This is a genomic window from uncultured Psychroserpens sp., assembly GCF_947492715.1.
GTDB lineage: Bacteria > Bacteroidota > Bacteroidia > Flavobacteriales > Flavobacteriaceae > Psychroserpens.
Map to the genome: position 1 here is coordinate 15,792 of NZ_CANLNS010000011.1, position 24,671 is coordinate 40,462.

Genomic DNA, 24,671 nt, shown 5'->3' on the forward strand with positions numbered 1-24,671 from the left:
TTTAATTTTTAGGGGTTCCAAGGAGAAATAATATAACACCTGGACCAGATTTTACTTTATTGATTTTCCAATTGAAACGGTCTCTATCCTCTAGTCTATTTACCAGCGATTTCATTTCTTTTACAGAATATGTTCTTAAACACGACACAATACCATCCCAGAGTACAAATAAAGGAACAATAGGGATGAGGTAGGTGAAAATGATTCGGCCAATTTTAAACGGACGAATAAAGGGTGTTGTAAATAGCACGCTAAGTGGTGAAAAAATCATAGCCAGAATACTGGGAAAACTACGCTCTTGAGCTTCAAAAACTGCAATACCATTATTACTGTCGACCGCATTTTGTAAAATTTTAACGGCATCTTTAGGTTTAAAGTGGTGTAATGACAAGAATTGTGTTCTTAAACCTTCTAATGATTCTGGAACATTTCTGGCATCTATTGAGCTTGCTATAAAACCGATGTTATCTGTTGTTGTTTTGGTATATTCAAAAGCAGGAATATTAGGATAAAAGTCGGTTAAAAGAATTTTAAGCTCTGGGATACGTTTTTTTAGTTCAGAATTAAGCCATAGCAAACCACCACCACCTCCAGAAGCCAAATCTAAAATTTGATTTGTCTTACTGTTTCTAAGTCCTTCTTCAAGAACAGGAACAATAGGCTTATAAATTTTGGCTTTGTTTGATAAAAATTGCAAAAAATCTGTTCCGTAATTTCTTAGAAATGATGGAAACCATTGCTGGTCTTCAAATTCGAAAAGATGTATACGTCCCATTGTGTTGCAGATTATTGACGCCCTAATTTACAGCTTTTATCTCTGTTATAAAAAAACCATCCTGATATTTCAGGATGGTTTTTTATACGTTGATGTTTCATCAATTAGTCTACTTTTTTTCCTGGAACTTGTTGTCCACCTTGGTGAAGTGTTAAGCTCTCAATGTTTCCTTTGTCATTTCTTTTGAAATGGATTTCGGCAGGAACGACCTTTAAAAAGAATTTATCTTTTTCTGAAGCAAACAGTTCAACTTCACTTTGACCCGTTGCAACAGCATAAATTTTGTTGTCCCTAACACTTACAGTAATATGAAATGTTGGCTGTAATTCGTAGGTTCCTATGTAATTGGCTAAAACTTCTGGTGCTAGAGTAATTTCTTCACGTTGTGCTGGTGGAGCCTTATCTATTCCTTTACCAGTTATTGCATTTCCATTAGCGGTCATTTTTACCATACGCTCTCCATTTTCAGTATAAAAATCATACGAGGTATCACCACCATCAAAGATAAAGTTAGTTTCAGTCATTGGGTAGATTTTTAAGTTTGTACTACCTTCTCGTTGACTGTATAGTTGGTTGTCTTTTAGGGTGATATGTCGTACAATACCTCCATCATATTGATAGGCACCAACCCACTTGCTAAGTTGTTTTTCGGACAAACTTATGGCATCTTCTATTTTCTGAAATGGTTTTCCAATGGCCATAGCAGCGATATTAGACACAGTTGCACCTATATTACCACAATCACAATTTGATAACCCAATAACATAGACGTTTTCTTCAGGGAGAAAAATACCATTGGTAGAATAGCCAAAAATACCACCAGAATGCTCTACTGTTCTGGATCCATTGACATTACCTTTTATCCAACCATAGCCATAAGGAATGGCTTCACCCGAATTTAATTGGGATCCATTAATAGCCTTTTCCAAAGAGCTCCTTTTAATGAGCACATTGGCACTAATAGCATTTTGCCATTTTAGTAGGTCTTCTGTTGTTGACATAATCGACCCGGCTGCATATGGTAAGGTTAAACTTAAATAATTGGCATTTTGATATCCAGAGTCAGCCTCAGAATATCCACTAGCACGATTAGGTATTAATTTTGTCATGCTACCATAATAAGAATTTGTCATACCAACCTTATCAAAAATATTGGTTTGAATAAAATCGGCATAGCTTTGTTCTGAAATCACTTCAATGATGTAACCTAAAAGAACATAGCCAGAGTTGTTGTAGTTAAAGGCTGTTCCTGGATCGAACTCCATAGGTTCATTTTTAAATTTATCAATAAGTTCTGTTGGCGTCATATCTGTTCTTGCTTCGGTCATGAAACTTGGCATATTGGTATAACTTTTTATACCAGACGTATGATTTAATAAATGATGAATCGTAATAGTTTTGCCTTGTGTTGGGTAATCTGGAATGTATTTGGTAATCTCATCATTGACGCTTAGTTTGCCTTGTTCTTCAAGCATTAAAATAGAGACCGCTGTAAATTGTTTGGTTATAGAACCTATTTCGAATACATGTTTTGGAGCGGCTTTTACATCAACTTCTAAATTGGCCATTCCAAAACCGTTTTTATAAATGACCTTACCATCTTTTGCAACTAAAATGGAGGCGCCAGGAGTTTCAGAATTGTATTGTTCATTAACATAAGCATCAATTTCGGCGCTTAAATTTTGAGCAGTGGTAGAGAAGGTAAGGATAAAGCAAAGACTAACTAAGAGTGCTTTTAATATGGGTTGGTTGGTTTTCATCGTGATTGATTTTAATTGAATATGGTTTAACTTATTGTTTGACGACTGAATAGAAATTTAGTTACAGGTTATTAGCCGGGACTGATATAAAAATAGTGCTTTTTTATGTCTATGGTTTGGCCTTAAATGATATGGTCATGTTTTAGTTACTAAATGCTTCATGATAAATTCAAAAAGGCTTTTAAACAATTAAAATCTATAGTAGGTCGAGATTATACAATTAAACTCTTCACTTTTTGCTAATTTTCATTCAGGTTAATTTTTAAAGTGATTGGTGCATTTAATTAATGCTATGCTTTTTTTCTAACTTAAACTCTAACATTATGAAAAACCCAAACTTAAAATGGATGCCAATAGTCTTATTGGTATTAGGACTTTCCGTTTCCTGCGCTAATGATAATGATGATTTTGCGGTTATTGAACCAGAAGGCATCACAAATGAAACAACCCAACTTATAATTGATTGGAATAATCTATGGCTCGAAATTGATCGATCGGCTTTTGGTATGCGACCAACCGCCACAGCAAGATCGCTTGCTTATATTCACCTTGCCGCTTACGAAACTTGTGTCTATGACATGGAAGGATATGCATCTAACGAGGCTAGATTCTTGGAATTGACTATTGATGATAGTCAACGTGCCATTGATATAGATATAAACATTGCATTAAACACATGTTATAGTCGCGTGATGGAACATTTCATGTATAATGTTACAGGAGGTCTTGAGACCTTAATAGGGCAATTAGAAGAAGAAAAGGACACTCAATTCTCTGCAGGTTTGTCAAATGATTTATTACAAGATTCGAGGGATTGGGGAAATTACGTAGCCGAACGTGTCATTGCCTATAGCCAAACAGATATAGAAGCCGAACAGCAGATATTAGAGCCACAACCTTTATCATATGAGCCTCCTGTTGGTGATGGTTTTTGGACCTACAGTGCAGACGAGGAAAGAGCTTTGTTTCCATATTGGGAATCTGTGAGAACTTTTGTGATTTCTTCTGAAGAAACTACAACCAATCCGCCATCAATAATTTATAATGAAACGACTAACAGTTCATATTACAATGAAATGTATGAAGTTTATGAATCAAATAATGCTGCAAAAGTAGAGGATAATGACGATTTATGGATTGCAGAGTTTTGGTCTAATGATGTTGAAGGCTTAATGATGAGTCCTCCAGGCAGGCAATTTTCAATTGCTGGACAACTTGTCGAACAATTTGATTTAGATTCTGAATTAACATTAGAACTTTTTCTGAAATTAGGTTTTTCACTTAATGATGCTGCTGTATCCTGTTGGGCAGATAAATATGAGTATATGGTGATGCGACCAAATGTATATATCGAAGAATTTATCGATTCAGAATATGAGACCAATTTGTATCGATTAATTTTTTGGCCAAATCCCTCGTTTCCTGGGTATCCTTCTGGGCATTCCACATTTGCCTCAGCGGCAGCGGGAATAATGATAAACGTATTTGGAAATGATATTAACTTTACAGATAGAACACATGAAGGCGAAACTGAATTTAGAGGTGCGCCAAGAGCATATAACGCTTTAAGTGATATGGCAGAAGAAAACGCATTCTCTAGAATTCCTTTGGGTGTTCATATGCGTATAGATTGTACAGAAGGCTATCGTCTAGGTTATGAGATTTCGGATGCTGTAAATAGCATGGATTTGTCGATTAACTAATTTGAGTTTTTTGATTTAACCGTTGGGTAGTATCTTATTTAGTATCATAAGGACAAGACTGAAAATAGGTTTGCAGATTAAATTTTCGATCTTCAAAAGTCTCGGTTAAGATTTTAAAATTCTGAACACGATCTACTCTAAAAGCTCGATAATCGTGTCTTAAATGGCACCAAGCAATCAAAATCCATTTATGCTGTGTGACATAAAAGGCATAGGGCTCTATTTTTCTAAATGTGATATTAGGATCCTCTGCTTTTCGGTAGTAAATTTCTACATAGTTGAAATTGGTAATGGCAAGTTGTATTTCAGAAAGGGCATTACTAGTGATGTTTTCGTAATTAGAGTCAAAAACATAGATTTTGCTTTTAAGGCGTTCACTTTTTTCTTGAACGGAGGTCTTAAATACAGATTTTATCTTGGTAAGAGCCTCTTTAAAATCGTTGGCAAATGAAGAGTCGTTTGTTTGATTAACAAGGTGTTCTGCCGTAATGAGTGCATTGGCCTGTTTTTCGGTAAACTGAATAGGAGCTACAGTATAGCCTTCCATGAGTGAGTAGCCTTTACCTTCTATAGTCATTACTGGGACACCAGCTTCCTCAAGTTTTCTAATGTCTCTGTATACTGTTCTAACACTAACATTAAACTTGCTTGCAAGTTCGTTAGCTGTTAGCAATCGCTTAGATCGCAATAGGGTTAATATAGAGATAAGTCTTGATAATTGAGACATAAGCACAAAGATAGTGAACCACATAGCAATTCACTATCTCTTTGTTTTTTGATTGATAAGCCAACACTAGTTTATAGAATAGAATGTAATGCAACACGATTCCCTTCTGTATCTAGGAATTGTGCAATAAAACCAAACTGACCAATGTCTGTTTTGGGCATCATTACTTTTCCGCCATTGGCCTCTACTTTGTTTAGAGCGGTTTCAAGATTTTCTCCACCATTTAAATAAATTGTAGCTCCGTCAGTTGTTGGGTTTTGACCTTCACCTTCAATGATAGCACCTCCAACACCATTATTATCTTCATCATATTCAAATACACCATACTTCATATTGTCTTCAGGCATGGGAAGATCGGTAATTTTAGAGTCCATAACTGTAGCATAAAATTGCTTAGCTCTTTCGTAATCTTTTACTGGTATTTCAAACCAGTTCACTGCATTTTTCATTTTTTAAATTGATTTAATTGTTAAACGTAGTGCAAAGATATTTGAGCATGTGTCAGAATATGTCAGGGGTCTTTTTTTATTTTAATTCTTTAAAATAATGGCCATAGTTTGAGCTGTAAGTTGGTCACATTTACTAAATCCGAATTGAAAAATATCGACATTTGTCGTCACCTCAAATAGTTTGTCTTTGAGCATATGTTTTGCTCTATGTAACCTTACTTTAGTGTTCGCTGTTGAAATATCAAGACATATAGCGATGTCTTTTATAGTCATGCCTTCTACTTCCTTTAGAATGTAGACTGTCTTGTATTTACTATCTAATTTGTCAATCGCATTCTCTAAAAGCTGTTGCGTTTCTTGTCTGATAATTCTACTCTCAGGATTTAATTGTGTTGTGTCTGGTTGTTCCAAAATAGAATTACTATTTAACTGTTGAGGTGTATTTAAATGATATAGTTTAGATTTTGTCTTTAGTCTAGCAAGCGCTTCATTAATGCCAATTCTAATAAGCCAAGTTGAATAACTTGCATTATGCTTAAATTGGTATAACTTTTCATAAGCCTTCAAATGCGTGTTTTGCATGATGTCTTCAATCTCAGCAGCGTCGGTTAAATAACCTCGAATGACGCGATATAGCTTTTGATTATTTCGTCTTAATAAAATCTCAAAGAGTTCTTTTTCTCCAGACAGAATGCGTTTAATAATGTTCGATTCTGATAAGGTATGATGATTAAAATCATTGATTTTGATGACTTCCATTGATGTGCCTTTTTCCTTTAGATATAAATATTCAGAAATAGTTACAAAATTTTGTAACCTTTTGATAGGTCCTTTATCTAAAGCCTGAAACAAATTTAAAAATTATAAAACCAAAACATTATGAATTCAAATGTAGAGTTAGTGAAAACAGTTTTAAAATACACGTTTGGTCTTGTTCCTATTATTGCAGGTTTAGACAAGTTTGTAAATATATTAACCGACTGGAGTCAGTATATTTCCTCTGGATTTTCAGAGTTAATACCATTGGAAGCAGGTACTTTTATGATGATTGTAGGAATCATCGAAATTATCGCAGGAATTTTGGTGTTCTTAAAGCCAAAAATTGGTGCTTTGGTGGTTATGGGCTGGTTAATCGTAATAGCATTGACATTAGTATTTAGTGGGCATTACATAGACGTGGCAGTTAGAGATTTAGTTATGGCAGTAGGAGCGTTCTCTTTGGCTAAACTATCTGAAAACAAAATAGAAAATAACAGAGCTTGATAAATTAGTTAGTATTAAGTAGAAAACCACCTTTGCGAAATGCGAGGTGGTTTTTTAATAGATTTTTATTGGCGAGCGAATTATTAATTCTTAATTAGACTCCACTCCGATAATAAGTTCTTTTCTTTATTTAAAACAGAATTAACATCATTCTCATATGCCGTTCTACGTTCTTGCGATACAGCATCAGATTTCCACCAGTCGTATGTATCTTTAATCGTTGTTTTTAAATCTCTATAGGTGAGCCCAGCATCTATTGATTTTTGGTGTGCAATTCTTGCCGACCCGTAATGGTCCCCTTCTGGCATTACCCAAGGAATCATATAGTAAATTCCATTATTTTTTAAAAACTCATAATCGTCTATTAAAGTAAACGATGATTGGACATCAAAAGTTTTTGATGCTTGCTTTGCAAACTCAATCATTTTTTGAGATGCCTCTGGACCTACGGCATTGTAGGTTCCATATTGTTTGTTTTCGGCCAATCTAATATACCATTCGGCAACATCTCTTACATCAACATATTGTACAAAATCTCCTTGTTTCCCTGGAATTAATATGTCACCTCCTTTAGCAAAACGTAGTGGCCAATGAAGAAAACGATTGGTTCGATCTGCAGGTCCAACCATATACGTGGGTCTTATAATAATAGCCCGTTCTTTTCCGAAGGCCTTAATCGCTTCGAGCTCAGAATTTCCTTTCATAATCCCATAATCTTGCTCATACTTTTCGTCTGGAGTTAGACCTTCTGGCATTTCAAGAACAAGTTTTGTGTCTTCAGTAATGCGATTTCCTTTATAGGGATAATACACACCTGTAGAAGAGGTATACATATATAAACCTGCATTATCCTTTAAAAGATTAGCAGTGTCTTTTGTCCATTTTACTTTTCGACCAGAATTATCAATGACGACGTCCCATGTTCTGTTTTCTAATGCTTTAAGATTGTCTTCTCGATCACCAACAAGTTGCTCTACGTGTTTAAATACGTCTTTATGGACTGTCGGTAAGGTTTTTCCTCGAGTGAATGTAGATACTTTATGTCCGCGTGAGATGGCATAAGCAATTTGATGAGGTCCTAAAAAACTCGTTCCTCCTAAGATTAGAATATTGAGTTTTTTCTCGGATTTAGCTATATTAGTAATGGCCTTTTGTTCTTTAGAATTGCAAGCCAATAAACCTGTGCTAAATGCAGGTATAGCCAGAGTAGCTAAAGCTCCTTTTTTAATAAACTGACGTCTCGATTTTGATGTTTTCATCTATAGCTGGCTTTTAAACTTTTAGTATGTAGTATCTAAAGTTATAAAAAAAAAGCACAAGTGTCTTCTACTTGTGCTTTCATAGCTATTAATCATAGGGATCTACAATAGGGTTATGTCAATCTTACTATTTGTGCAAAATTAGAATGAAAAATGTTTAAAAAAATTGATGTATGATAAGAAATTTAATTTGCGAGTAATTCTTTTCTTATTCTACTTAAACTTTCTGTGGTAATTCCTAGATAAGAAGCAATATGATAATTTTTTACACTGCGCTCAATGTTAGGATACTTATTGATGAAACTTATATAACGTTCTGTGGCCGTTTGTGATAGGTTGGATAGTATACGCTTTTGGAAAGCAGCGAAAGCACGTTCTAGTTTTTTTCTAAAAAACGATTCGACCTGAGGGATTTTTGCATATAAATATTCTTTGTCTTCTTTGGAGAGCCTATACAGTGTGGCATCTCTTAAAACTTCAATATTCAATATTGATTTGGATGTAGAAAAGAAAGCTGTATAGTCGCTGATCCACCAATCTTTAACTCCAAACTGGACAGTGTGCTCTTTTCCGTGCGAATCAATATGATAAGACCTTAAACAACCACTATAAATATAGTATTGTTTGTCTACAATATCATTCGCGCTTAAAAGAATACTTCCTTTTTTATAGGTGGATTTATGGAATACAGATTCTATGATCTTAATTTCTTCTTCGGAAAAAGAAAGATCTTTAAAAATGTCGTTGATTTTTGAATTATCACTTCGCACTCATACTGTTGTTGGTCACATTAAATTACGTAAAACCTTTAAGATGTGTATGCTAGAGTCGATATTCTCTCTAAATATTAGTTAATCGGTCTATATTAACAAGAAAAGTAACTTTATCTAGGCATGCTTTTTTTCGTTTTGTTATGAGATTTCGCATGACATGACATAATTATTCTTCTCGAAGTGCAATGTTGATTAAGTTTCCTGCAACGGTTTGCACCTCTTTAATTGCGCCAGATGTATTAGATACCACAACAATAACAACGTTCTTACTTGGAACAACAAATAACTGTGTAGACGTCCCTCTTTGAGCACCATTATGCCCAATAATACTGCCTTCCTCTGGTTGTTTTCCATACAGGTAAAATCCAAGACCGTAACCATTATTTATTTTTTCTAGACTATGATGTTGCGTCATGAGTTTGAACGTTTCAGCACTAATTAAACTGTTGTTTAAGAGCGCATTGCCAAATAAAATAAGGTCGTCTACTGTAGAATATAAACCTCCAGCTGGAGTGCGATTACTTAGATTATTAATTTTGGCTCTTTTAATCTTTCCTCTGTTATCACGATGGTATATCACTCTCGATTTTTCTTCATTTGTATCTACCATTTCAATGCCTGTATTGGACATATTTAGTACGTCCCAAATGTGCTGTTGCATATAATCTTTATAAGATAGTCCAGATATATTTTCGATTAACATACCAAGAACAACATAACCATAGCTGGTATAGTAAAACTCAGTACCAGGTTCAAAACGTAATTTGCGGTTTTTGAATACATCATAGGCTTCCGAGAGTGTTTGGTAATTAATTTTGTTTTCAATTTCTCTATCATTTTTGTAATCACCTATTCCAGATGTATGTGATAATAAGTGTTTTGTTGTGATTTTGGTTTTACCGTTTTGAATAAACTCAGGAATATAACGATCTAATGGCGCATTTAAATCAATGAGTCCTTTTTCAACAAGTTGCATAATTGCAACTGCTGTCATCGATTTTGCGATTGAAGCCGTTCTCACTCGGCTGCCCGAATTAAAATCGATTTTTTCGTTTTTATTAGAATAACCAACGGCAGATTTCCATTGGGTTTTACCATCAATTGAAAACCCTCCAGAGGCACCAACAACAACATTATCGTTTATTAATGATTCTAATAAAGCGTTGGATGCTTTAATTTTTTCCTGAGTACTAGAGTAATATGATAGGAATGCTATGAAAATTGTTATATAAAATGTCTTTGTCATGATGTGAAGTTTAAAAATTAATTCAAATCAAAATTAATAAGTCGTTTAACCTTAAGCCACATATTTATTGACTTTGGGACAAAGTATTCGTTTTTAGGGACGATTGATTCATTTCTAAAATGGCGTCTCTATAACGTTTTGACACCGGGACTTCCATAAGTGTTAAAATTATAGTGTTGTTTCCTTTCCATTCTATGAAATGAGAAGGATTAATGAGGTGAGAACGATGTACTTTTAATAAACCATTAATGTCGTTTTGAACAGATTTTAATGTATTACGTAATAACTTCTTGTGCAATTCTCCATGCTTTGCATAATTAATTTCAATGTAATTATCTGCACTTGATATACAGATGAGTTCTTCCGGTAACAATTGTATAACATCATGTTTGTTATCACCTCTTAAAATGAGCTTTTTGTGTGTTTGATTAGGAACTTTTTTGTTTAAAAACCATCTTAAAAAAATAATTATAGGCAGTAGAATAAAAAATATGGGAAGATAAATTTCAAGTCCGAATTTTTGAAAATCATAGTTGCCATTAACAATGCTAGACTTATAATATCCATAACAGATAAAGATTTGAATAATATTGAATAGGACAATAAAAATACATTCAGTACCAATGGTCCAAGTCTTAAAACGTTTGAATATCCAATTTTGAATAGGAATCAATATAGTATAGGCAAGAAAACTTATGAGACCATAAGTTGGTAAAATTTCTAAACGGGCAGCAAAAGTGAGCTCGGCAATATCAAAAGGCGCAATAAGAATTAAAAATAGAACGAGCCATAAGCTAATAATTAAACCAATAAGTAGATGGTATTTATAAGAAGTGTTTAATGGTAATTTCGACATTTATAACATGTTTGCTGGAAACAAGTTAAGTTTTTTCTGAATATAACTTAAAATACAGATGCATAATACTAACAATTTATGGCGTAGAATTGAATTAAAAACCGCGTATATCTTTTTTGTTTGTAGGTAATATTACTCATTTGAAAAATAAGTGATTGCGCTCTAAAATCTAGACAGGTGATTTTGGAAATTTGAATTGTATTAAAAGCTGTTTTTAGTATTTAATACTGGCGATAACCGAAAAGCCAATGCAATAGAGTAGGTGACTCTAAAATATTATATTATGGGATTTTATATGAAACAACCAGTAGATGCAAGTAAGACAACAGCAACGTATTTATGGACAGGTTTGCGCACACCTGGAATTTTTGTTATTGAAGTTGAAGGTGACGCTCAAAATTTTTCGTACGGATTTACCTTAAAGCGTGATGAGCACTTTGTTGGTGGACTTAAAATTGATTCTATGGGTTGGACAGGGCCTATAGGACAAGGAACAACACCTTATAAAGTGCATGGATCGTTTCCTGGGCAATTTACCCCAAAGATTGTCATCTCTGGTGCTAATGGTGATTTTATTGTAGATGTAAAGGAAATACCATCAGACCAAGTAGAAGACTACGTTAAATCTAAAGTTGGTTAATAGCTTTGGAGTATTTGCACTAAAAAGCCAAAACATGTGTTTTGGCTTTTTTTAGTAAATAACACATAACGATTTAACTATTTCATTTTGTTAACATGTATTGTGTACGTGGCTACAATATCATTGTTAATTTTTAAATGAACATCGTGAGTGCCTCTATGTTTAAATAGATGTTTAAATGAGATTAATCCGTTTTCATTTTTTAAATCGGAAATAGTTAAAGACGTTTCATGGGTTCTATTAATTTTTACTAAGGCTATCTTTTTATTTGAGATTGGGTTTTCAGATTTGAAGCTAAAACTAATCTCTGTATTTTTGTTTATATCAACATTCATTTTCTTTGGATATAAAGGTGTAATATGTTGTTTAAAAGTTTCGGCATAAACTAAAGGTCCTGCCACAAATTTACTATTGATGAGTGAATCATCTAACAGCCATTTTTTGTTTAACGGATAATGGCTTTTTGCATATAATATGGGGTCTGCCAAAAAGTAGCCTTCATTATAATCTCTCACAAAAACATTTCCAGATTTAATATATCCACTAGACCAAGTGGCGTCACTTAAGTACCATTTACCACCTAAGTTAACAGCATTCCATGAATGATTAGGCGATTCGAGTTTCTTAATGTTAGAGTCAATTGTTCTTGCATAACCATCAACTATAACGCAGTCTAAATTTGCTAAAAAGCACAATTCTTTAATGAGGTAAGCATAGCCTGTACACATGGTTTCTTTACGCTTTAATAATTTTTGAAATGCTATTTTTTTATATGAATTATTCCATTTCATAAATGCAATACTGTCATTTTCTAGGGTTCTTCTTTTTCTGGCAACAATATCATGCTGATTAGAATCGGCCTTAATATTATGGCAAACCCAAGTATGAATAGCTCTAAACTTTTCAACTTGAGTTGGAAGCGTTGAGGTAAGATTATGCGCAAGTATTGCCAAATTATCTAGGTTCGCACCTTTATTAAGTTTTGCAATATTGTCTGCTCTTGTGAAATCTATGTTTTTAAAATCTGAAACTTGAGCGTAAGATATATGACAAATAAAAATTAAAGTGGGAATGAGCCTTTTCATGAATACCTATTTAATTGTACACTATTAGTTTTTCTTAGACTTGTAGACCTCTTTTACAGCAACTTTCCCCATAAGAACACATTCTGTAGCAGTCATGTCTACTTGTAATGTAATATTGTATGCTGTGTGCTTATCTGTAATAACAACTTTTTGGGAATTCATGCCTACATAAGTAAAAACGAGCACATCTCCTTTTTTTAGTTTATCCGGAAACTTAAAATTACCATTAAAATCTGTTTGTACGCCCTTTGTAGTTCCTTGTAAAATAACACTTGCGCCAGGTAAAGGATAAGATTCGTCAAAAACAGTTCCTTTTACAAAAAACTCTTTTTCTTGTTGTTTAACCGTAAATTTAGAATCATCGGTTTTTGTGTTGGGGGTTTGCTTTTTGATGTCTTGAGCCTGTAGTGTGCCAAATGAAAAAAATGATAAACACGCAAGACCAATAGCACTAATAAAACTTAGTTTTTTTTCTTGCTTAGGCGCTTGATTGTAAGTTTTTAATTGGTTGCTGTTAAATCTTCCGCAAGTATTCTGATTGCTTTTATTTTTAAAGTAAGTTTTGATGTCTTGAGCGTTCATTTTTGTGAAATCAATAACTTCTTTTTCACAAGACTGGCAAAATCCACCTTTTTGAGTTGCTGTAAATTGGTTGAAATTTTCAGAACAAGGTGTTTTAATCTCTAAGTTGAATGGTTTAATCATGGTGTCGTCTTTAAATGTTATTATACATTCAAACCTATGGATACTAAGTATGTAAAAAAACAGGTGTTTAGCGAGCGCTACCTTTTAATGAGTAAACTCTAGTTTTTGTTTAGTTAGAAAAAAAAACCATCTTGACGAAACAAGATGGTTTTGATATTTTATTTGTAAATGACTTTATGTTTACTTAATCATATCATAACTGCGCTTGATAAAGTTAGTTAACTCTTCGCCTTTTAATAAGCCCTGAGATAAACGTGCTAAATCTAAACTTTGATTGATTAAACGTTCTTGTTTCTTTTTGGTTTTTGTGTTTAGTATTTCACCAACCAATTCAGAATTAGTATTCACAACAAGGTTATACATTTCTGGCATATTACCCATACCAAACATACCGCCTCCGCCAGTTTGCTGCATCTCTTTCATTCTGCGCATAAATTCTGGTTGCGTAATTATAAATGGCGATGCATCACTATCCATAGCTTCTAACTGTACTGTGAACTTTTCGGCAGGAATAACTGCTTTCAACAATTCATCTAATTTGGTGTTTTCTTCTTCAGATAATTTAGAAATTGTGGTATCATCTTTCTTAATTAAATTATCAATATGATCACCATCAACACGAGCAAAAGAAATTTTTTCCTTAGTTGTTTCTAGTTTCTGAATGAGGTGTGACACAATTGGAGAATCCAATAGCAATACTTCATAACCTTTGGCTTTTGCAGCTTCTATATACGAATGCTGAGTATCTTTATCAGAAGCATATAAAATCACAAGTTTGTCATCTTTGTCAGTTTGCTTCGCTTTGATTTTATTATATAATTCTTCGTACGTATAGTAGGTACCATCAACCGAAGGATATAAAGCAAAGGCATCTGCTTTATCAAAGAATTTCTCTTCAGAAAGCATTCCATATTCAATAACAATTTTGATGTCGTCCCATTTCTTTTCGAAATCCTCGCGATTAGCATTAAACAGAGATTTCAATTTATCTGCCACTTTACGAGTGATGTATGATGAAATTTTCTTCACTGCACCATCGGCTTGTAAATAACTACGAGACACATTTAATGGAATGTCTGGAGAATCAATTACACCGCGAAGCATTGTTAAAAACTCAGGAACAATACCTTCAACGTTATCGGTTACAAATACTTGATTTTGGTAAAGTTGAATACGATCTTTTTGGACGTTTAGATCATTCGTCATTTTAGGGAAATACAAGATTCCTGTTAAATTAAACGGATAATCTACATTAAGATGAATGTTAAATAATGGCTCTTCAAACTGTGTTGGATACAATTCTCTATAGAAATTTTTATAATCATCTTCTTCTAATTCTGTGGGTTGTTTTGTCCAAGCAGGATTAGGGTTATTAATGATATTATCTACTTCTTGAGTTGGCGTGGCATCTTCTTCTTTTGCATCTTCAGGTTTTGGAAGTGTTTCAGTTTTCATTCCAAATTTAATTGGAACAGGCATAAACTTGTTATACTTTAATAAGAGTTCACTAATGCGTCCTTCTTCTAAGAATTCTGTAGAGTCTTCTGCAATATGCAAAATAATTTCAGTCCCTCTTTCGGTTTTATCGGCTGTTTCTAAAGTAAATTCTGGAGAACCATCGCAAGTCCAATGAGCTGCAGGTTCATCTTTGTGAGATTTAGTAATAATCTCTACTTTTTCGGCAACCATAAAGGCAGAATAAAATCCTAGTCCGAAATGTCCAATAATTCCAGAGTCCTTCGCAGAATCTTTGTACTTGTCTAAAAATTCTTCGGCTCCAGAAAATGCCACTTGATTGATGTATTTTTCAACCTCTTCGGCAGTCATCCCTAAACCTTGATCAATAATGTGCAATTTTTTTGCGTCCTTATCAATTTTAATTTCAATTTGCGGATTTCCATACTCGCTTTTTGTTTCACCTATACTTGTTAAGTGTTTTAACTTAAGTGTAGCATCTGTGGCGTTACTTATTAACTCACGTAAAAAGATTTCGTGATCGCTATACAAGAATTTTTTAATGAGCGGGAAAATATTTTCTACCGATACATTAATGTTTCCTTTTGTCATGATAAATTATAATTTAAGTGTCACTTTGAAATGACAATGTTTAATTTTTATGTTCATTATGTCTAAGACAAAAAAAGTACCAAGAACATTAAGGTGACAAACTGACATTTTTGAGATACTATGCATGCATAACGAATTAGGTTTGAGTTTAAAAGATGGTACTACTGAAATGGTTAAATTGCAAGACTTATTTAATATTAAGATTACTATGTACAATTCCAAAATAATAGGTTTGGGACATTATGTTCCTGACAATGTGGTGACCAATGATGATTTATCCAAAATGATGGATACAAACGATGAATGGATTCAGGAACGAACTGGAATCAAGGAACGTCGTTGGGTTGTTAAAGGCTCTGGTGATACTACGGCAACAATGGGAGTGAAGGCTGCCAAAATTGCTATAGAGCGTGCAGGTATTGATAAAGATGATATTGATTTTATCATTTTTGCAACCTTGAGTCCAGACATGTATTTTCCAGGTCCTGGTGTTCAAGTACAACATGCCTTAGATATTAAAACAGTTGGTGCCTTAGATGTGCGTAACCAATGCTCTGGTTTTGTATACGCTGTTTCTGTTGCAGATAATTTTATTAAAACAGGAATGTATAAAAACGTGTTAGTTATTGGAAGTGAGTTACATTCTCATGGTTTAGATAAAACAACGCGTGGTAGAGGGGTCACTGTAATTTTTGGTGATGGTGCTGGTGCCGCAGTATTAACTAGGGAAGAAGATACGACTAAAGGGATTTTATCAACACATTTGCATTCGCAAGGTGAGCATGCCGAAGAATTGGTATTAATTGCACCAGGAATGGGTAAGCGTTGGGTGAATGATATTATCGCCGAAAGTGATCCTAATGATGAGAGTTACTTCCCATATATGAATGGGCAGTTTGTGTTTAAAAATGCCGTTGTTCGTTTTAGTGAAGTTATTATGGAAGGTTTGATGAAAAATCAACTCGAAGTAGATGATGTAGATATGCTAATTCCACATCAAGCCAATTTACGCATTGCTCAATTTATTCAACGTAAATTTAAATTAGAAGATCATCAAGTATTTAATAATATTCAAAAGTATGGTAATACGACTGCCGCTTCAATTCCTATTGCCTTAACCGAAGCGTGGGAAGAAGGTAAAATTAAAGACGGAGATACAGTTGTGTTGGCAGCTTTTGGTAGCGGTTTTACATGGGGAAGTGTTATTATGAAATGGTAATTAAAAAAATAATTGTGTTTTGAAGCAACCTTTTGTTTGTTTTTACATCTAGTAAGAAACAGGTCTTTCTCTCGGACTAATAAAACAAGGGTTAAGCATTGTTTTTGATAATTATAATAAAAGAAATCCCGAAGCACAGCTTTGGGATTTTAAATATGAAATAGATTAAAGCGTTTATGAAGTCTTTTGATTAGATATTAGGTGTATTTAGAACTTCTGACTATATTCAATACCTAATCATATAAAAAACATCATGTCGAATTCTTTAAAAGAGGACCTTTAGGAGGTGGACTCGCTGCCATTATTTTTGGATTTTTAATACTATTTAAATTTTACGATGCTACTCAATATAAGTATATTGGACTGGCTTGTGGAGCGATTTTAATAATTTTAGGAATAGCTAGGCGATCCAAGAAACAATCTTAATACAAAAAATCCCAAAGCTATTGCTTTGGGATTTTTCTGCTATTAACCAATTTTACTAAAAACACTAAAACTATAAAAGAGTGATTTTTTTAAACTGATTAGCTTTAAAACTTATCACAACCTATAGACGCTAAAAAGTGTGTTTTATTTTATCTATTAACATTTTTAACATCAATTAACAAAACGATGATTCATAAAAAAATCCGAAACGTTTAGGCTTCGGATTTTTTTTGCTACTAATCAATTTTGTTTCTCTAAAATTCTAACATGTAAAAAACTAACTTTATGTTGTTTACAAGTGTTAAGTCGTAGATACAGATAAAACATTACAGTAGCATTCGAAATTCTTTATAACAACAAAAACCCAAGACAAAAGCCTTGGGTTTTCTTATTTAATAACCAAACATTAACACTAACCATCAACTATTATATGTAGGTTACTAAACTTTACTTGTTCTCTATAAGAAACCTCCTCCAGATTTCTCATCGTTATCTCTGTTTTTACGAGATTTAGCACGATATTTTCCGCCACCAAATCGGTAGCTAAATCCAAGATTCCATGTGTTGCTTTCCCAGTTGAATTCTACATTTTGTCTAAAAGGTCTTCCAGAATCTGCAGAGAATTTCATAGTATTAAACACATCATTGTAACCAAAGTTGAAGGTTGCTCTATTGCCTTCTAAGAAGCTATAACGCATTCCAAGGTTTACGAAATGCATCGCATCCTGATCAAATTGGATATTTTCATTTGCGCCTCTATAAAAAGCAAAAGCAGTAAATGATAATTTTGGACTAACTCTAAAGTTGTTGAAGATTCTAAAGTTATAAGCGACGTTATCAACTTCTACAGTTTCTAATACAATATCGGCCTCTGTTGCCGTTTCTGCAGGAGCAGTTAAACGTTCACTAATGCTTTTTTGTGTTTGCGCATAGAGGTCAAAACTTCCATTAATAGACCACCATTTTGTTGGACGATAGTTAGAAGAGATTTCTAAACCATAAGATGATGTATTTTGGAAATTATCATCTGTTAAAATTAATCGGTTAAAATCTGCTCTATCTACAAAAACTATTGTTGAAATTTCGTCTTTAATTCTTCTGTAAAATACACCAGCTGTAATGGTTCCTTTCTTTAATCTTCTCGTGTAATTCGTTTCGAATGAATTTGTAAACTGAGGTAATAAGTCTTGGTTACCAAACTTAGAAATTAAAGGTGTATTAAATTCTGGTAATGGATTCACTTGGCCAACACCAGGTCTATCAATTCGTCTGCTGTAGCTAAACTGAAATGAGTTCTTTTCTGAAGCTTGTAATGTTACAAACGCCGAAGGATACAATTCAAAATAATCATTGTCAAAAGGAGTTAGGGTAACTAAGTTTGTTTGTAAGTCTGTTTCTTCAGCTAAGGTTTCAACATTAACAGTTTCAGCACGCAAACCTAATTGGATGCTCCATTTGTTGATTTTTTTACTATAATTTACATAGGCAGAGTAGATATTTCTACTATAATCAAAATTAGTTAAAGAAGGAATGTAATCGCCATTTGCGTTTTGCGAACGACCATCAGATTCGTACTCAATAGCACTATTAAATAACCTAGCCTGTAATCCGGCTTCAAGTTTTGTTGTTTCAGATAATGGGTCTACATAATCAAGATTAATCGATGTACGTTCTCTTTCTGTATCTGTAAGCTCAAAGAAGTTTGGTCTATTATTAGCACTTCCAGAAAAGAGGTTATTTGTGTTGGCATCCCCATCAAAAATGTTATAATCAACTTCTAACTCTATGTTTTGCCCTTCTTTGTCAAAATCTAATTTATAATCGAAATTGTATTGTTGAGATGTATTGTCTCCGTCATTGGTAATAAGTTGATTCTGGAATGTATTATTACCAAAAAGAATACCAGTTTCAGCATCCGTTCCTCCATCAAATAAATTTTGATTGGTAAATACTGAAAGCGTGTTCTTATCATTGATATAGAAATCAACTCCAACTTTAAATACATGAGATTTTCTGTTATCAAGAACGGTCACATTTTGAAGTGTGTTTTGGTCTATTCTATCAATAAAACCGAAATTGAAATTCTTCGAAATGTTATTACTATAGTTCCCATATAAGTTGAATTTACCATTTCTGTAATTCATATTTAAAGCACTATTGAACTTTGGACGTCTTTCGTAGCTAAAGTTAGTACTTACACTACCATTAAATCCAACCATGGTATTTTTATGGAGTACAATATTAATAATACCACTCATACCATCTGGATCATACTTTGCAGATGGATTAGTAATTAATTCAATAGATTTAATAGCACTTGATGGAATTTGCTTTAGTAACTGAGCTGTTGGTATATTTGATAGTTTCCCATCAACCATAACACGAACGTTTTGATTTCCTCTTAGTGCAATGTCACCTGTTTGAGAATCTACACTCACAGAAGGAATTCCTACCATAAGTTCTGATGCAGTACCAGTGGCCGCTAAATCTTTTCCAATAGTAATTACCTTACGGTCTACCTTTTGTTGAATGGTCGATACTTCTGCTATTACGGTAACCTCGTCTAAACCAGCAACATCTTCCTCTAAGAAAATGTCTCCCAATTTAACTTTGTAGTTTCCTTTACCAATGGTAACGTCTTTTGATACCGTTTTGTATCCTATATATTGAATACTTACAACGATTTTTCCTTCAGGGATTTTTTCGATTTCAAATGTACCATTATCCTTTGTTATTCCTCCAGTTATCGTTTCTCCTGAAGCACTTTTAATAACGACATTTACATAGGGTAACGGTTCTTTAAGTTGCGCATCCATTACTCTTCCGGATACGGTTCCATCTCTTAGGTTTGAGTCTAAATTTGATGGTGTTGCAAATGCTATTACAGTGAATAGAAAAATGCACAATTGCGTGATTTTTTTCATTTTTTGATTGATTTGATTGATTAGTCTTTTTTGTTTAAATAAAACGGTTGTTATCTCATAGACGACAACTTTGGTGAGGTGTTACTTTTTTTAACACTAGTTAACATCTTTTTAACATTTGAGAAGACGCATTAAATTCTGGTATTTTATTTTTGTACCAAATTATAGAGCTATGAATAAAAAAACTTTGGTGCTAGGAGCATCGTTAAAACCAGCACGTTATTCTAACATCGCAATTAACAGATTAGTTAATTACGGTCTAGATGTTGTTGCCTTGGGTTTACGTGATGGGATAGTTGCAGGGGTAACAATAGATACACATTTGATGCCTTATAAAGATATTCATACTATTTCGCTTTATCTTAATCCTGAGCGTCAAAAAGCATTTTATGATTACGTCATATCGTTACAACCCGAACGTATTATATTTAACCCTGGGACTGAGAACTCAGAATTTCAGAATGTATTAAGACAGGCAGGTATTTATTTTGAAGAAGCCTGTACTCTGGTTTTACTTTCAACTAATCAGTATTAAGTTGAGATTTTTTAGTAATAAACAATAATCCTAAAAAGGTTAGAAGTCCATTAATTATTAAAATTTCAAATCCAATTTGATAACCATTTAATAAGTCTACCGAGAACATATTTATTAAATAAGAAACTACAGGAGCTATTAAAGCAATTATCCATACATAACTATCTTTTAGGTGCTTTTTGGTTAAAATTCCAAAAGCAAAGAGACCAAGTAATGGACCATAAGTATATCCAGCTGCCTTAAATAATTCCCATATTACAGAAACATCAGTAAATAGGAGGTCGAATAAAATAATGACCAATACTAGAATGAAACTAAAAAGTATATGTACTTGTTTTCGAACTCTTTTTTGACTGTCTTTTGGCTTTTTATCTAATTCAATAATATCAATACAAAATGATGTTGTTAATGAAGTTAAAGCACTATCGGCACTAGAATATGCCGCAGCAATTAAGCCTAGTAAAAAGAAAGCAGACGTGATAACACCAATTTCTGGTAACATTGCAATAGTTGGAAACAAATCGTCCTTATTTGCAGTGACGCCATGTTGTTGTGCGTATTGAGTTAATAAAAGCCCTAAAACTAAAAATAGAATATTTACAAATATTAAAATTACACTAAAACTAACCATGTTTTTTTGTGCATCTTTTAAGTTCTTACAGGTTAAGTTTTTTTGCATCATATCTTGATCTAAACCTGTCATTGTAATGGTTATAAATATACCGGCTAAAAAGCTTTTAATAAAGTATTGTGCATCATTAAAATCATCAAAAAAGAAGACTTTACTTAGCTTGCTAGCTTTTACATTATTATAGACTTCAGAAATACTATTAAGATCTAAGGCATTTGCTAAAAATGAAATGGTAACAACCACAGAAATTAGCATGAATAGTGTTTGAAGAGTATCAGTAAAAATAATAGTTTTAATACCACCTCTAAAAGTGTAAAGCCAAATAAGAGCGACCGTAATTACAACCGTTATAGGAAAAGGTATAGTGTATTGATCGAAAATTAGAATTTTATCAAAAACAAGCAATTGAAGTACTTTTGCTACTAAAAATAATCGAAGTGATGCACCAACGATTCTAGAGATTAAAAAAGCTATCGATCCTGTTTTGTAACTTACTTTTCCAAAACGTTCCTTTAAATACGTATAAATGGAGGTGAGATTCATTTTATAGTATAACGGAAGCAATACATAGGCAATAACCAAATAACCAAAAAAATACCCTAGAACTACTTGAAAATACCCAAATTGTTTCGCTTCAACAGCACCTGGAACCGAAATAAAGGTCACACCAGATAATGAAGTCCCTATCATTCCAAAAGCCACTAAATACCAAGGAGCCGATTTATTAGCCTTAAAAAAGGCATCATTTGAATCTTCTTTCCCAGTAAAATAAGAAATTAGAATAAGTACGCCAAAATAGGCTAGGATGAGAAAAATGATGGCGTTCGTCGACATAATTGAGGTTTTAACAGGTTTTTGGCCGAAATATCTTATTTTAGCTAAAAAATTGCAAACAATATTAACTAATTAAAATTAAACGTAAATAAAAGTTGACATGGATGACTTTTTTTTTAGGGTAATTTTAACCTAAATTTATTTGAAATGAAAAAGATACTTACTTTTTTAACTATCGCTTCTTTTTCCATTACAGCAGTTGCACAAGACTATAAAGACATGATTGCTGAAGGTACCTACACTGTTGCTGAAATCGTTTCGGCTGCAGAATCTCATTTTGAGAATGCTGGCACAGGACGAGGAACAGGATACAAATCTTACCGCAGGTGGCTCTATAATGCAGAACGTAATATGGATGCCACAGGAAAACTTAAATCACCTGAATATTTTCAGGAAGAATTAGAAAATTACATTGCATCGCAAAATGCCAATCAAAATCAATTGGCAAGAACAACGGTTGGAACCTGGGAAGAAATGGGACCTACATCGTGGAATGCGACTTCTGGATGGAATCCAGGTGTTGGTAGAGTAACTTCAATTGCTGTAGATCCATCATCAGTAACAACTATTATAGTTGGTGCAGAAACCGGTGGTATTTGGCGTTCTACAGATGGTGGACAAAACTGGACGGTTTTAACAGATAACCTGTCTAACATTGATGTATATGCATTAGCTATAGATCCAAAAAACCCAACACATTATTATTGGGGATCTACTGGAGGTACAATTTTTAGATCTACAGATTCTGGGGCAACATGGAATTTTTATTCTGATATAGGAAACGGAAACGTAAACAAAATATTAATTGACCCAACACCAAGTAGTACTAAAATGTACTGTACTGCTCAAGGAGGTGGATTTCATAAATCAACAAATGATGGACTCAATTGGACTCAAGTTTTTGGTGGTAGCGCTTATGACGTGGAATTCAAACCTGGTGATACAAATATCGTATTTGCTTCTGGGTCTAGTTTATACAGGTCTGGTGACGGAGGAGGTACTTTTACAGAAATTCCTACCGTTGCAACTACCGGACCTAAAATGATTGGAGTATCTGCAGCAGATGCTTCTGTTGTTTATGTGTTAGAATCTGGTGGAGGAGCGTTCAGTAATTTGTATAAGTCTTCAAATTCTGGAATTTCATTTTCAACACTAAATCATTCTGGTAAAAATTACTTTGGTTACAGCTCAGATCCTAACGATGTTAATGATGCTGGTGTTGGTCAAGCTCCTAGAGATATGGATATTGCTATTAATCCTAGTAATATTGATGAAGTTCATATTGCAGGAGTTAATACTTGGAGATCTACAAACGGCGGCATTTCTTTCTCTATTTCATCACAATGGACAGTTGGAGGTGCGCAGTTTGCAAACATTGGATATTGTCATGCCGATGTAGATATTCTAGAATTTATAGGAAATGCAACAGATGGATATAAATTATATGCAGGAACCGATGGTGGATGTTTCGTGGCAAATGATACAGGAAACCTTAATAGTAATTACTATACAGATTTAACAACAGGAATTGGTATACGTCAGTTTTATAAAATAGGAATAAGCCAAACAGATCCTGTGGTAGTCACAGGAGGTGCACAAGACAATGGGTCTTCTGTAATGGATGTTAACGGAAATTGGACAGATTGGCTTGGGGCAGATGGAATGGAGAGTTTTATAGATAAAAACAACTCTCAGATTATGTACGGAACAAGTCAGTTTGGAACGTTTTATAAAACACTTAATGGAGGCGCAAATTTAGTTGGAATCTCTCAACCAGACGGGAAAGGAGGTCAAAATAACTGGAATTGGATTGTACCTTTTGAACAAGATCCAATTGACGCAGATGTTATTTATGCCGCTTTTGATGAGGTTTATAAATCTACAGATGGTGGAGGAACGTGGAATTCAATATCTCCAAATTATGGATTAGATATTGATCATTTAAAAATTTCTCCTGCCAACAACGACAATATGTATATAGCAATTAATGATACATTTTATAGAACTACAGATGGAGGAAGTATTTGGTTAGAATCTACCAATTTAGATCTTGGGTTTACAGGGTCTATTACAGATATAGCAGTACATCCTACAGATCCTTCCAAAGTAGCAGTGTCTTCTTCTGGATTTGGTTCTCAAAAAGTGTTTTTAAGCACAGATAATGGTGTGTCTTGGAATGCCTTAGGAACAGGGTTGCCTAATTTTGTAGCATTAGCTGTTGAGTTTCAGGATAATGATGATAACGGAGTTTATGTAGGGATGAATTATGGTGTTTACTACATAGACGATACAACGAGTAATACTTGGGTGCCTTTTAATAATGGTTTGCCTAATGTACGTATCAGTGAATTAGAAATCAATGCTGCAGATAATAAAATCTATGCAGGAACTTATGGTCGTGGATTATGGAGATCTGAAGTTTTTGATGCAACGCTTAGCGTTTCAGAATTTGAATTAGAGTCCTTTAAAGTGCACCCTAATCCCGCTAAAAACAACGTAACTTTAAGCTGGGATAAAAATGAACCTGTTTCAGTTAGAATATACGATGCACTTGGTAAGTTGATGTACTTTACTAAGAACAAAAATATTTCTGAACCAACATCAATAGATGTTTCAAACTATGCTTCAGGACTTTATTTTGTAAAAGTTAATAATGCTAATGGGTTTGTCACCAAAAAACTTGTTATCGATTAAGCAAAATGTATTGTAAATAAAAAAACCACTATGATTTTGTTGTAGTGGTTTTTTTATGCAATCAGACTTAAAATTACTTTACAAATTGTAAATTAGCCGT

The 24,671-nt window shown here is 33.6% G+C and carries 20 protein-coding genes; 6 read left to right on the forward strand and 14 right to left on the reverse strand.

The features are described from left to right. Position 1: 1 nt before the first annotated feature. Positions 2 to 775 carry a hypothetical protein gene (locus Q0787_RS18585; protein ID WP_298904744.1) on the reverse strand — a complete coding sequence of 258 codons (774 nt, stop codon included), beginning with the start codon at positions 773 to 775 and terminating at the stop codon, positions 2 to 4. A gap of 104 nt (positions 776 to 879) precedes the next feature. Continuing rightward, a complete protein-coding gene (locus Q0787_RS18590) occupies positions 880 to 2,535 on the reverse strand; it encodes a serine hydrolase (RefSeq protein WP_298904745.1) in 1,656 nt (551 codons plus the stop codon). Between the two features lie 323 nt (positions 2,536 to 2,858). On the opposite strand from Q0787_RS18590, the gene Q0787_RS18595 reads away from it, so the two are divergent. Beyond that, on the forward strand, positions 2,859 to 4,238 hold the full coding sequence (locus Q0787_RS18595) for a vanadium-dependent haloperoxidase (protein ID WP_298904746.1): 1,380 nt from the start codon (positions 2,859 to 2,861) through the stop codon (positions 4,236 to 4,238). 34 nt (positions 4,239 to 4,272) lie between these two features. On the opposite strand, the gene Q0787_RS18600 is transcribed toward Q0787_RS18595, so the two are convergent. The 3 genes from Q0787_RS18600 to Q0787_RS18610 all read right to left on the reverse strand — a co-directional run bounded on the left by Q0787_RS18600 (position 4,273) and on the right by Q0787_RS18610 (position 6,173). Beyond that, entirely contained in the window at positions 4,273 to 4,965 is a 693-nt protein-coding gene (locus Q0787_RS18600; RefSeq protein ID WP_298904747.1) for a YafY family protein, read from the reverse strand. Between the two features lie 71 nt (positions 4,966 to 5,036). Further along, positions 5,037 to 5,414 (reverse strand): VOC family protein, encoded by a 378-nt coding sequence (locus tag Q0787_RS18605; RefSeq protein ID WP_298904750.1) that lies wholly within the window; start codon positions 5,412 to 5,414, stop codon positions 5,037 to 5,039. 81 nt (positions 5,415 to 5,495) lie between these two features. After that, positions 5,496 to 6,173 (reverse strand): RNA polymerase sigma factor, encoded by a 678-nt coding sequence (locus Q0787_RS18610; protein ID WP_298904753.1) that lies wholly within the window; start codon positions 6,171 to 6,173, stop codon positions 5,496 to 5,498. Between the two features lie 120 nt (positions 6,174 to 6,293). On the opposite strand from Q0787_RS18610, the gene Q0787_RS18615 reads away from it, so the two are divergent. Beyond that, complete coding sequence (locus Q0787_RS18615; protein ID WP_298904756.1) at positions 6,294 to 6,677, forward strand: hypothetical protein; 384 nt, start codon at positions 6,294 to 6,296, stop codon at positions 6,675 to 6,677. Positions 6,678 to 6,760: 83 nt separating this feature from the next. Here the strand turns inward: Q0787_RS18615 and Q0787_RS18620 are convergent, their stop codons facing one another. The 4 genes from Q0787_RS18620 to Q0787_RS18635 form a co-directional block, all read right to left on the reverse strand. Beyond that, a complete protein-coding gene (locus Q0787_RS18620) occupies positions 6,761 to 7,936 on the reverse strand; it encodes an NAD-dependent epimerase/dehydratase family protein (protein WP_298904759.1) in 1,176 nt (391 codons plus the stop codon). Positions 7,937 to 8,121: 185 nt separating this feature from the next. Beyond that, positions 8,122 to 8,706 (reverse strand): Crp/Fnr family transcriptional regulator, encoded by a 585-nt coding sequence (locus Q0787_RS18625; RefSeq protein ID WP_298904762.1) that lies wholly within the window; start codon positions 8,704 to 8,706, stop codon positions 8,122 to 8,124. A gap of 169 nt (positions 8,707 to 8,875) precedes the next feature. Then, entirely contained in the window at positions 8,876 to 9,955 is a 1,080-nt protein-coding gene (locus Q0787_RS18630; protein WP_298904765.1) for a serine hydrolase, read from the reverse strand. A 64-nt stretch (positions 9,956 to 10,019) separates the two neighbouring features. Continuing rightward, a complete protein-coding gene (locus tag Q0787_RS18635) occupies positions 10,020 to 10,811 on the reverse strand; it encodes a LytTR family DNA-binding domain-containing protein (RefSeq protein WP_298904767.1) in 792 nt (263 codons plus the stop codon). 283 nt (positions 10,812 to 11,094) lie between these two features. On the opposite strand from Q0787_RS18635, the gene Q0787_RS18640 reads away from it, so the two are divergent. Beyond that, positions 11,095 to 11,451: a hypothetical protein gene (locus Q0787_RS18640; protein ID WP_298904769.1), complete on the forward strand. Its 357-nt coding sequence runs from the start codon at positions 11,095 to 11,097 to the stop codon at positions 11,449 to 11,451. 77 nt (positions 11,452 to 11,528) lie between these two features. On the opposite strand, the gene Q0787_RS18645 is transcribed toward Q0787_RS18640, so the two are convergent. The 3 genes from Q0787_RS18645 to htpG form a co-directional block, all read right to left on the reverse strand. Then, complete coding sequence (locus Q0787_RS18645) at positions 11,529 to 12,536, reverse strand: hypothetical protein (protein WP_298904771.1); 1,008 nt, start codon at positions 12,534 to 12,536, stop codon at positions 11,529 to 11,531. A gap of 24 nt (positions 12,537 to 12,560) precedes the next feature. Continuing rightward, the gene (locus Q0787_RS18650; protein WP_298904773.1) at positions 12,561 to 13,241 is read right to left on the reverse strand and encodes a carboxypeptidase-like regulatory domain-containing protein; all 681 of its coding nucleotides are present in this window, start codon (positions 13,239 to 13,241) and stop codon (positions 12,561 to 12,563) included. 180 nt (positions 13,242 to 13,421) lie between these two features. Beyond that, a complete protein-coding gene (gene htpG, locus Q0787_RS18655; protein ID WP_298904775.1) occupies positions 13,422 to 15,308 on the reverse strand; it encodes a molecular chaperone HtpG in 1,887 nt (628 codons plus the stop codon). Positions 15,309 to 15,516: 208 nt separating this feature from the next. On the opposite strand from htpG, the gene Q0787_RS18660 reads away from it, so the two are divergent. Continuing rightward, positions 15,517 to 16,527, forward strand: a complete 1,011-nt coding sequence (locus tag Q0787_RS18660; protein WP_298904882.1) for a 3-oxoacyl-ACP synthase III family protein — start codon at positions 15,517 to 15,519, stop codon at positions 16,525 to 16,527. An 884-nt stretch (positions 16,528 to 17,411) separates the two neighbouring features. Here the strand turns inward: Q0787_RS18660 and Q0787_RS18665 are convergent. Beyond that, positions 17,412 to 19,877, reverse strand: a complete 2,466-nt coding sequence (locus tag Q0787_RS18665; protein ID WP_298904778.1) for a TonB-dependent receptor — start codon at positions 19,875 to 19,877, stop codon at positions 17,412 to 17,414. Between the two features lie 172 nt (positions 19,878 to 20,049). Between Q0787_RS18665 and Q0787_RS18670 the strand changes: the two genes are divergently transcribed. Further along, positions 20,050 to 20,412 carry a CoA-binding protein gene (locus Q0787_RS18670; protein ID WP_298904781.1) on the forward strand — a complete coding sequence of 121 codons (363 nt, stop codon included), beginning with the start codon at positions 20,050 to 20,052 and terminating at the stop codon, positions 20,410 to 20,412. Here the strand turns inward: Q0787_RS18670 and Q0787_RS18675 are convergent. Continuing rightward, a complete protein-coding gene (locus tag Q0787_RS18675) occupies positions 20,399 to 21,877 on the reverse strand; it encodes a sodium:solute symporter (protein ID WP_298904785.1) in 1,479 nt (492 codons plus the stop codon). The two genes, Q0787_RS18670 and Q0787_RS18675, sit on opposite strands and share 14 nt — an antisense overlap. A gap of 147 nt (positions 21,878 to 22,024) precedes the next feature. Here Q0787_RS18675 and Q0787_RS18680 point away from each other — a divergent pair, with 147 nt between their 5' ends. Next, positions 22,025 to 24,571 (forward strand): T9SS type A sorting domain-containing protein, encoded by a 2,547-nt coding sequence (locus Q0787_RS18680; RefSeq protein WP_298904788.1) that lies wholly within the window; start codon positions 22,025 to 22,027, stop codon positions 24,569 to 24,571. The last annotated feature ends 100 nt before the right edge of the window (positions 24,572 to 24,671 follow it).

Excerpts from the sequence above, each read along its gene's own strand:
- Q0787_RS18615 (WP_298904756.1), top strand. The coding sequence starts at position 6,294 with ATGAATTCAAATGTAGAGTTAGTGAAAACAGTTTTAAAATACACGTTT.
- Q0787_RS18660 (WP_298904882.1), top strand. The coding sequence starts at position 15,517 with ATGTACAATTCCAAAATAATAGGTTTGGGACATTATGTTCCTGACAAT.
- Q0787_RS18670 (WP_298904781.1), top strand. The coding sequence starts at position 20,050 with ATGAATAAAAAAACTTTGGTGCTAGGAGCATCGTTAAAACCAGCACGT.
- Q0787_RS18590 (WP_298904745.1), bottom strand. The coding sequence starts at position 2,535 with ATGAAAACCAACCAACCCATATTAAAAGCACTCTTAGTTAGTCTTTGC.
- Q0787_RS18680 (WP_298904788.1), top strand. The coding sequence starts at position 22,025 with ATGAAAAAGATACTTACTTTTTTAACTATCGCTTCTTTTTCCATTACA.
- htpG (WP_298904775.1), bottom strand. The coding sequence starts at position 15,308 with ATGACAAAAGGAAACATTAATGTATCGGTAGAAAATATTTTCCCGCTC.
- Q0787_RS18650 (WP_298904773.1), bottom strand. The coding sequence starts at position 13,241 with ATGATTAAACCATTCAACTTAGAGATTAAAACACCTTGTTCTGAAAAT.
- Q0787_RS18630 (WP_298904765.1), bottom strand. The coding sequence starts at position 9,955 with ATGACAAAGACATTTTATATAACAATTTTCATAGCATTCCTATCATAT.
- Q0787_RS18635 (WP_298904767.1), bottom strand. The coding sequence starts at position 10,811 with ATGTCGAAATTACCATTAAACACTTCTTATAAATACCATCTACTTATT.
- Q0787_RS18675 (WP_298904785.1), bottom strand. The coding sequence starts at position 21,877 with ATGTCGACGAACGCCATCATTTTTCTCATCCTAGCCTATTTTGGCGTA.
- Q0787_RS18640 (WP_298904769.1), top strand. The coding sequence starts at position 11,095 with ATGGGATTTTATATGAAACAACCAGTAGATGCAAGTAAGACAACAGCA.
- Q0787_RS18645 (WP_298904771.1), bottom strand. The coding sequence starts at position 12,536 with ATGAAAAGGCTCATTCCCACTTTAATTTTTATTTGTCATATATCTTAC.
- Q0787_RS18600 (WP_298904747.1), bottom strand. The coding sequence starts at position 4,965 with ATGTCTCAATTATCAAGACTTATCTCTATATTAACCCTATTGCGATCT.
- Q0787_RS18595 (WP_298904746.1), top strand. The coding sequence starts at position 2,859 with ATGAAAAACCCAAACTTAAAATGGATGCCAATAGTCTTATTGGTATTA.
- Q0787_RS18605 (WP_298904750.1), bottom strand. The coding sequence starts at position 5,414 with ATGAAAAATGCAGTGAACTGGTTTGAAATACCAGTAAAAGATTACGAA.
- Q0787_RS18620 (WP_298904759.1), bottom strand. The coding sequence starts at position 7,936 with ATGAAAACATCAAAATCGAGACGTCAGTTTATTAAAAAAGGAGCTTTA.
- Q0787_RS18585 (WP_298904744.1), bottom strand. The coding sequence starts at position 775 with ATGGGACGTATACATCTTTTCGAATTTGAAGACCAGCAATGGTTTCCA.
- Q0787_RS18665 (WP_298904778.1), bottom strand. The coding sequence starts at position 19,877 with ATGAAAAAAATCACGCAATTGTGCATTTTTCTATTCACTGTAATAGCA.
- Q0787_RS18610 (WP_298904753.1), bottom strand. The coding sequence starts at position 6,173 with ATGGAAGTCATCAAAATCAATGATTTTAATCATCATACCTTATCAGAA.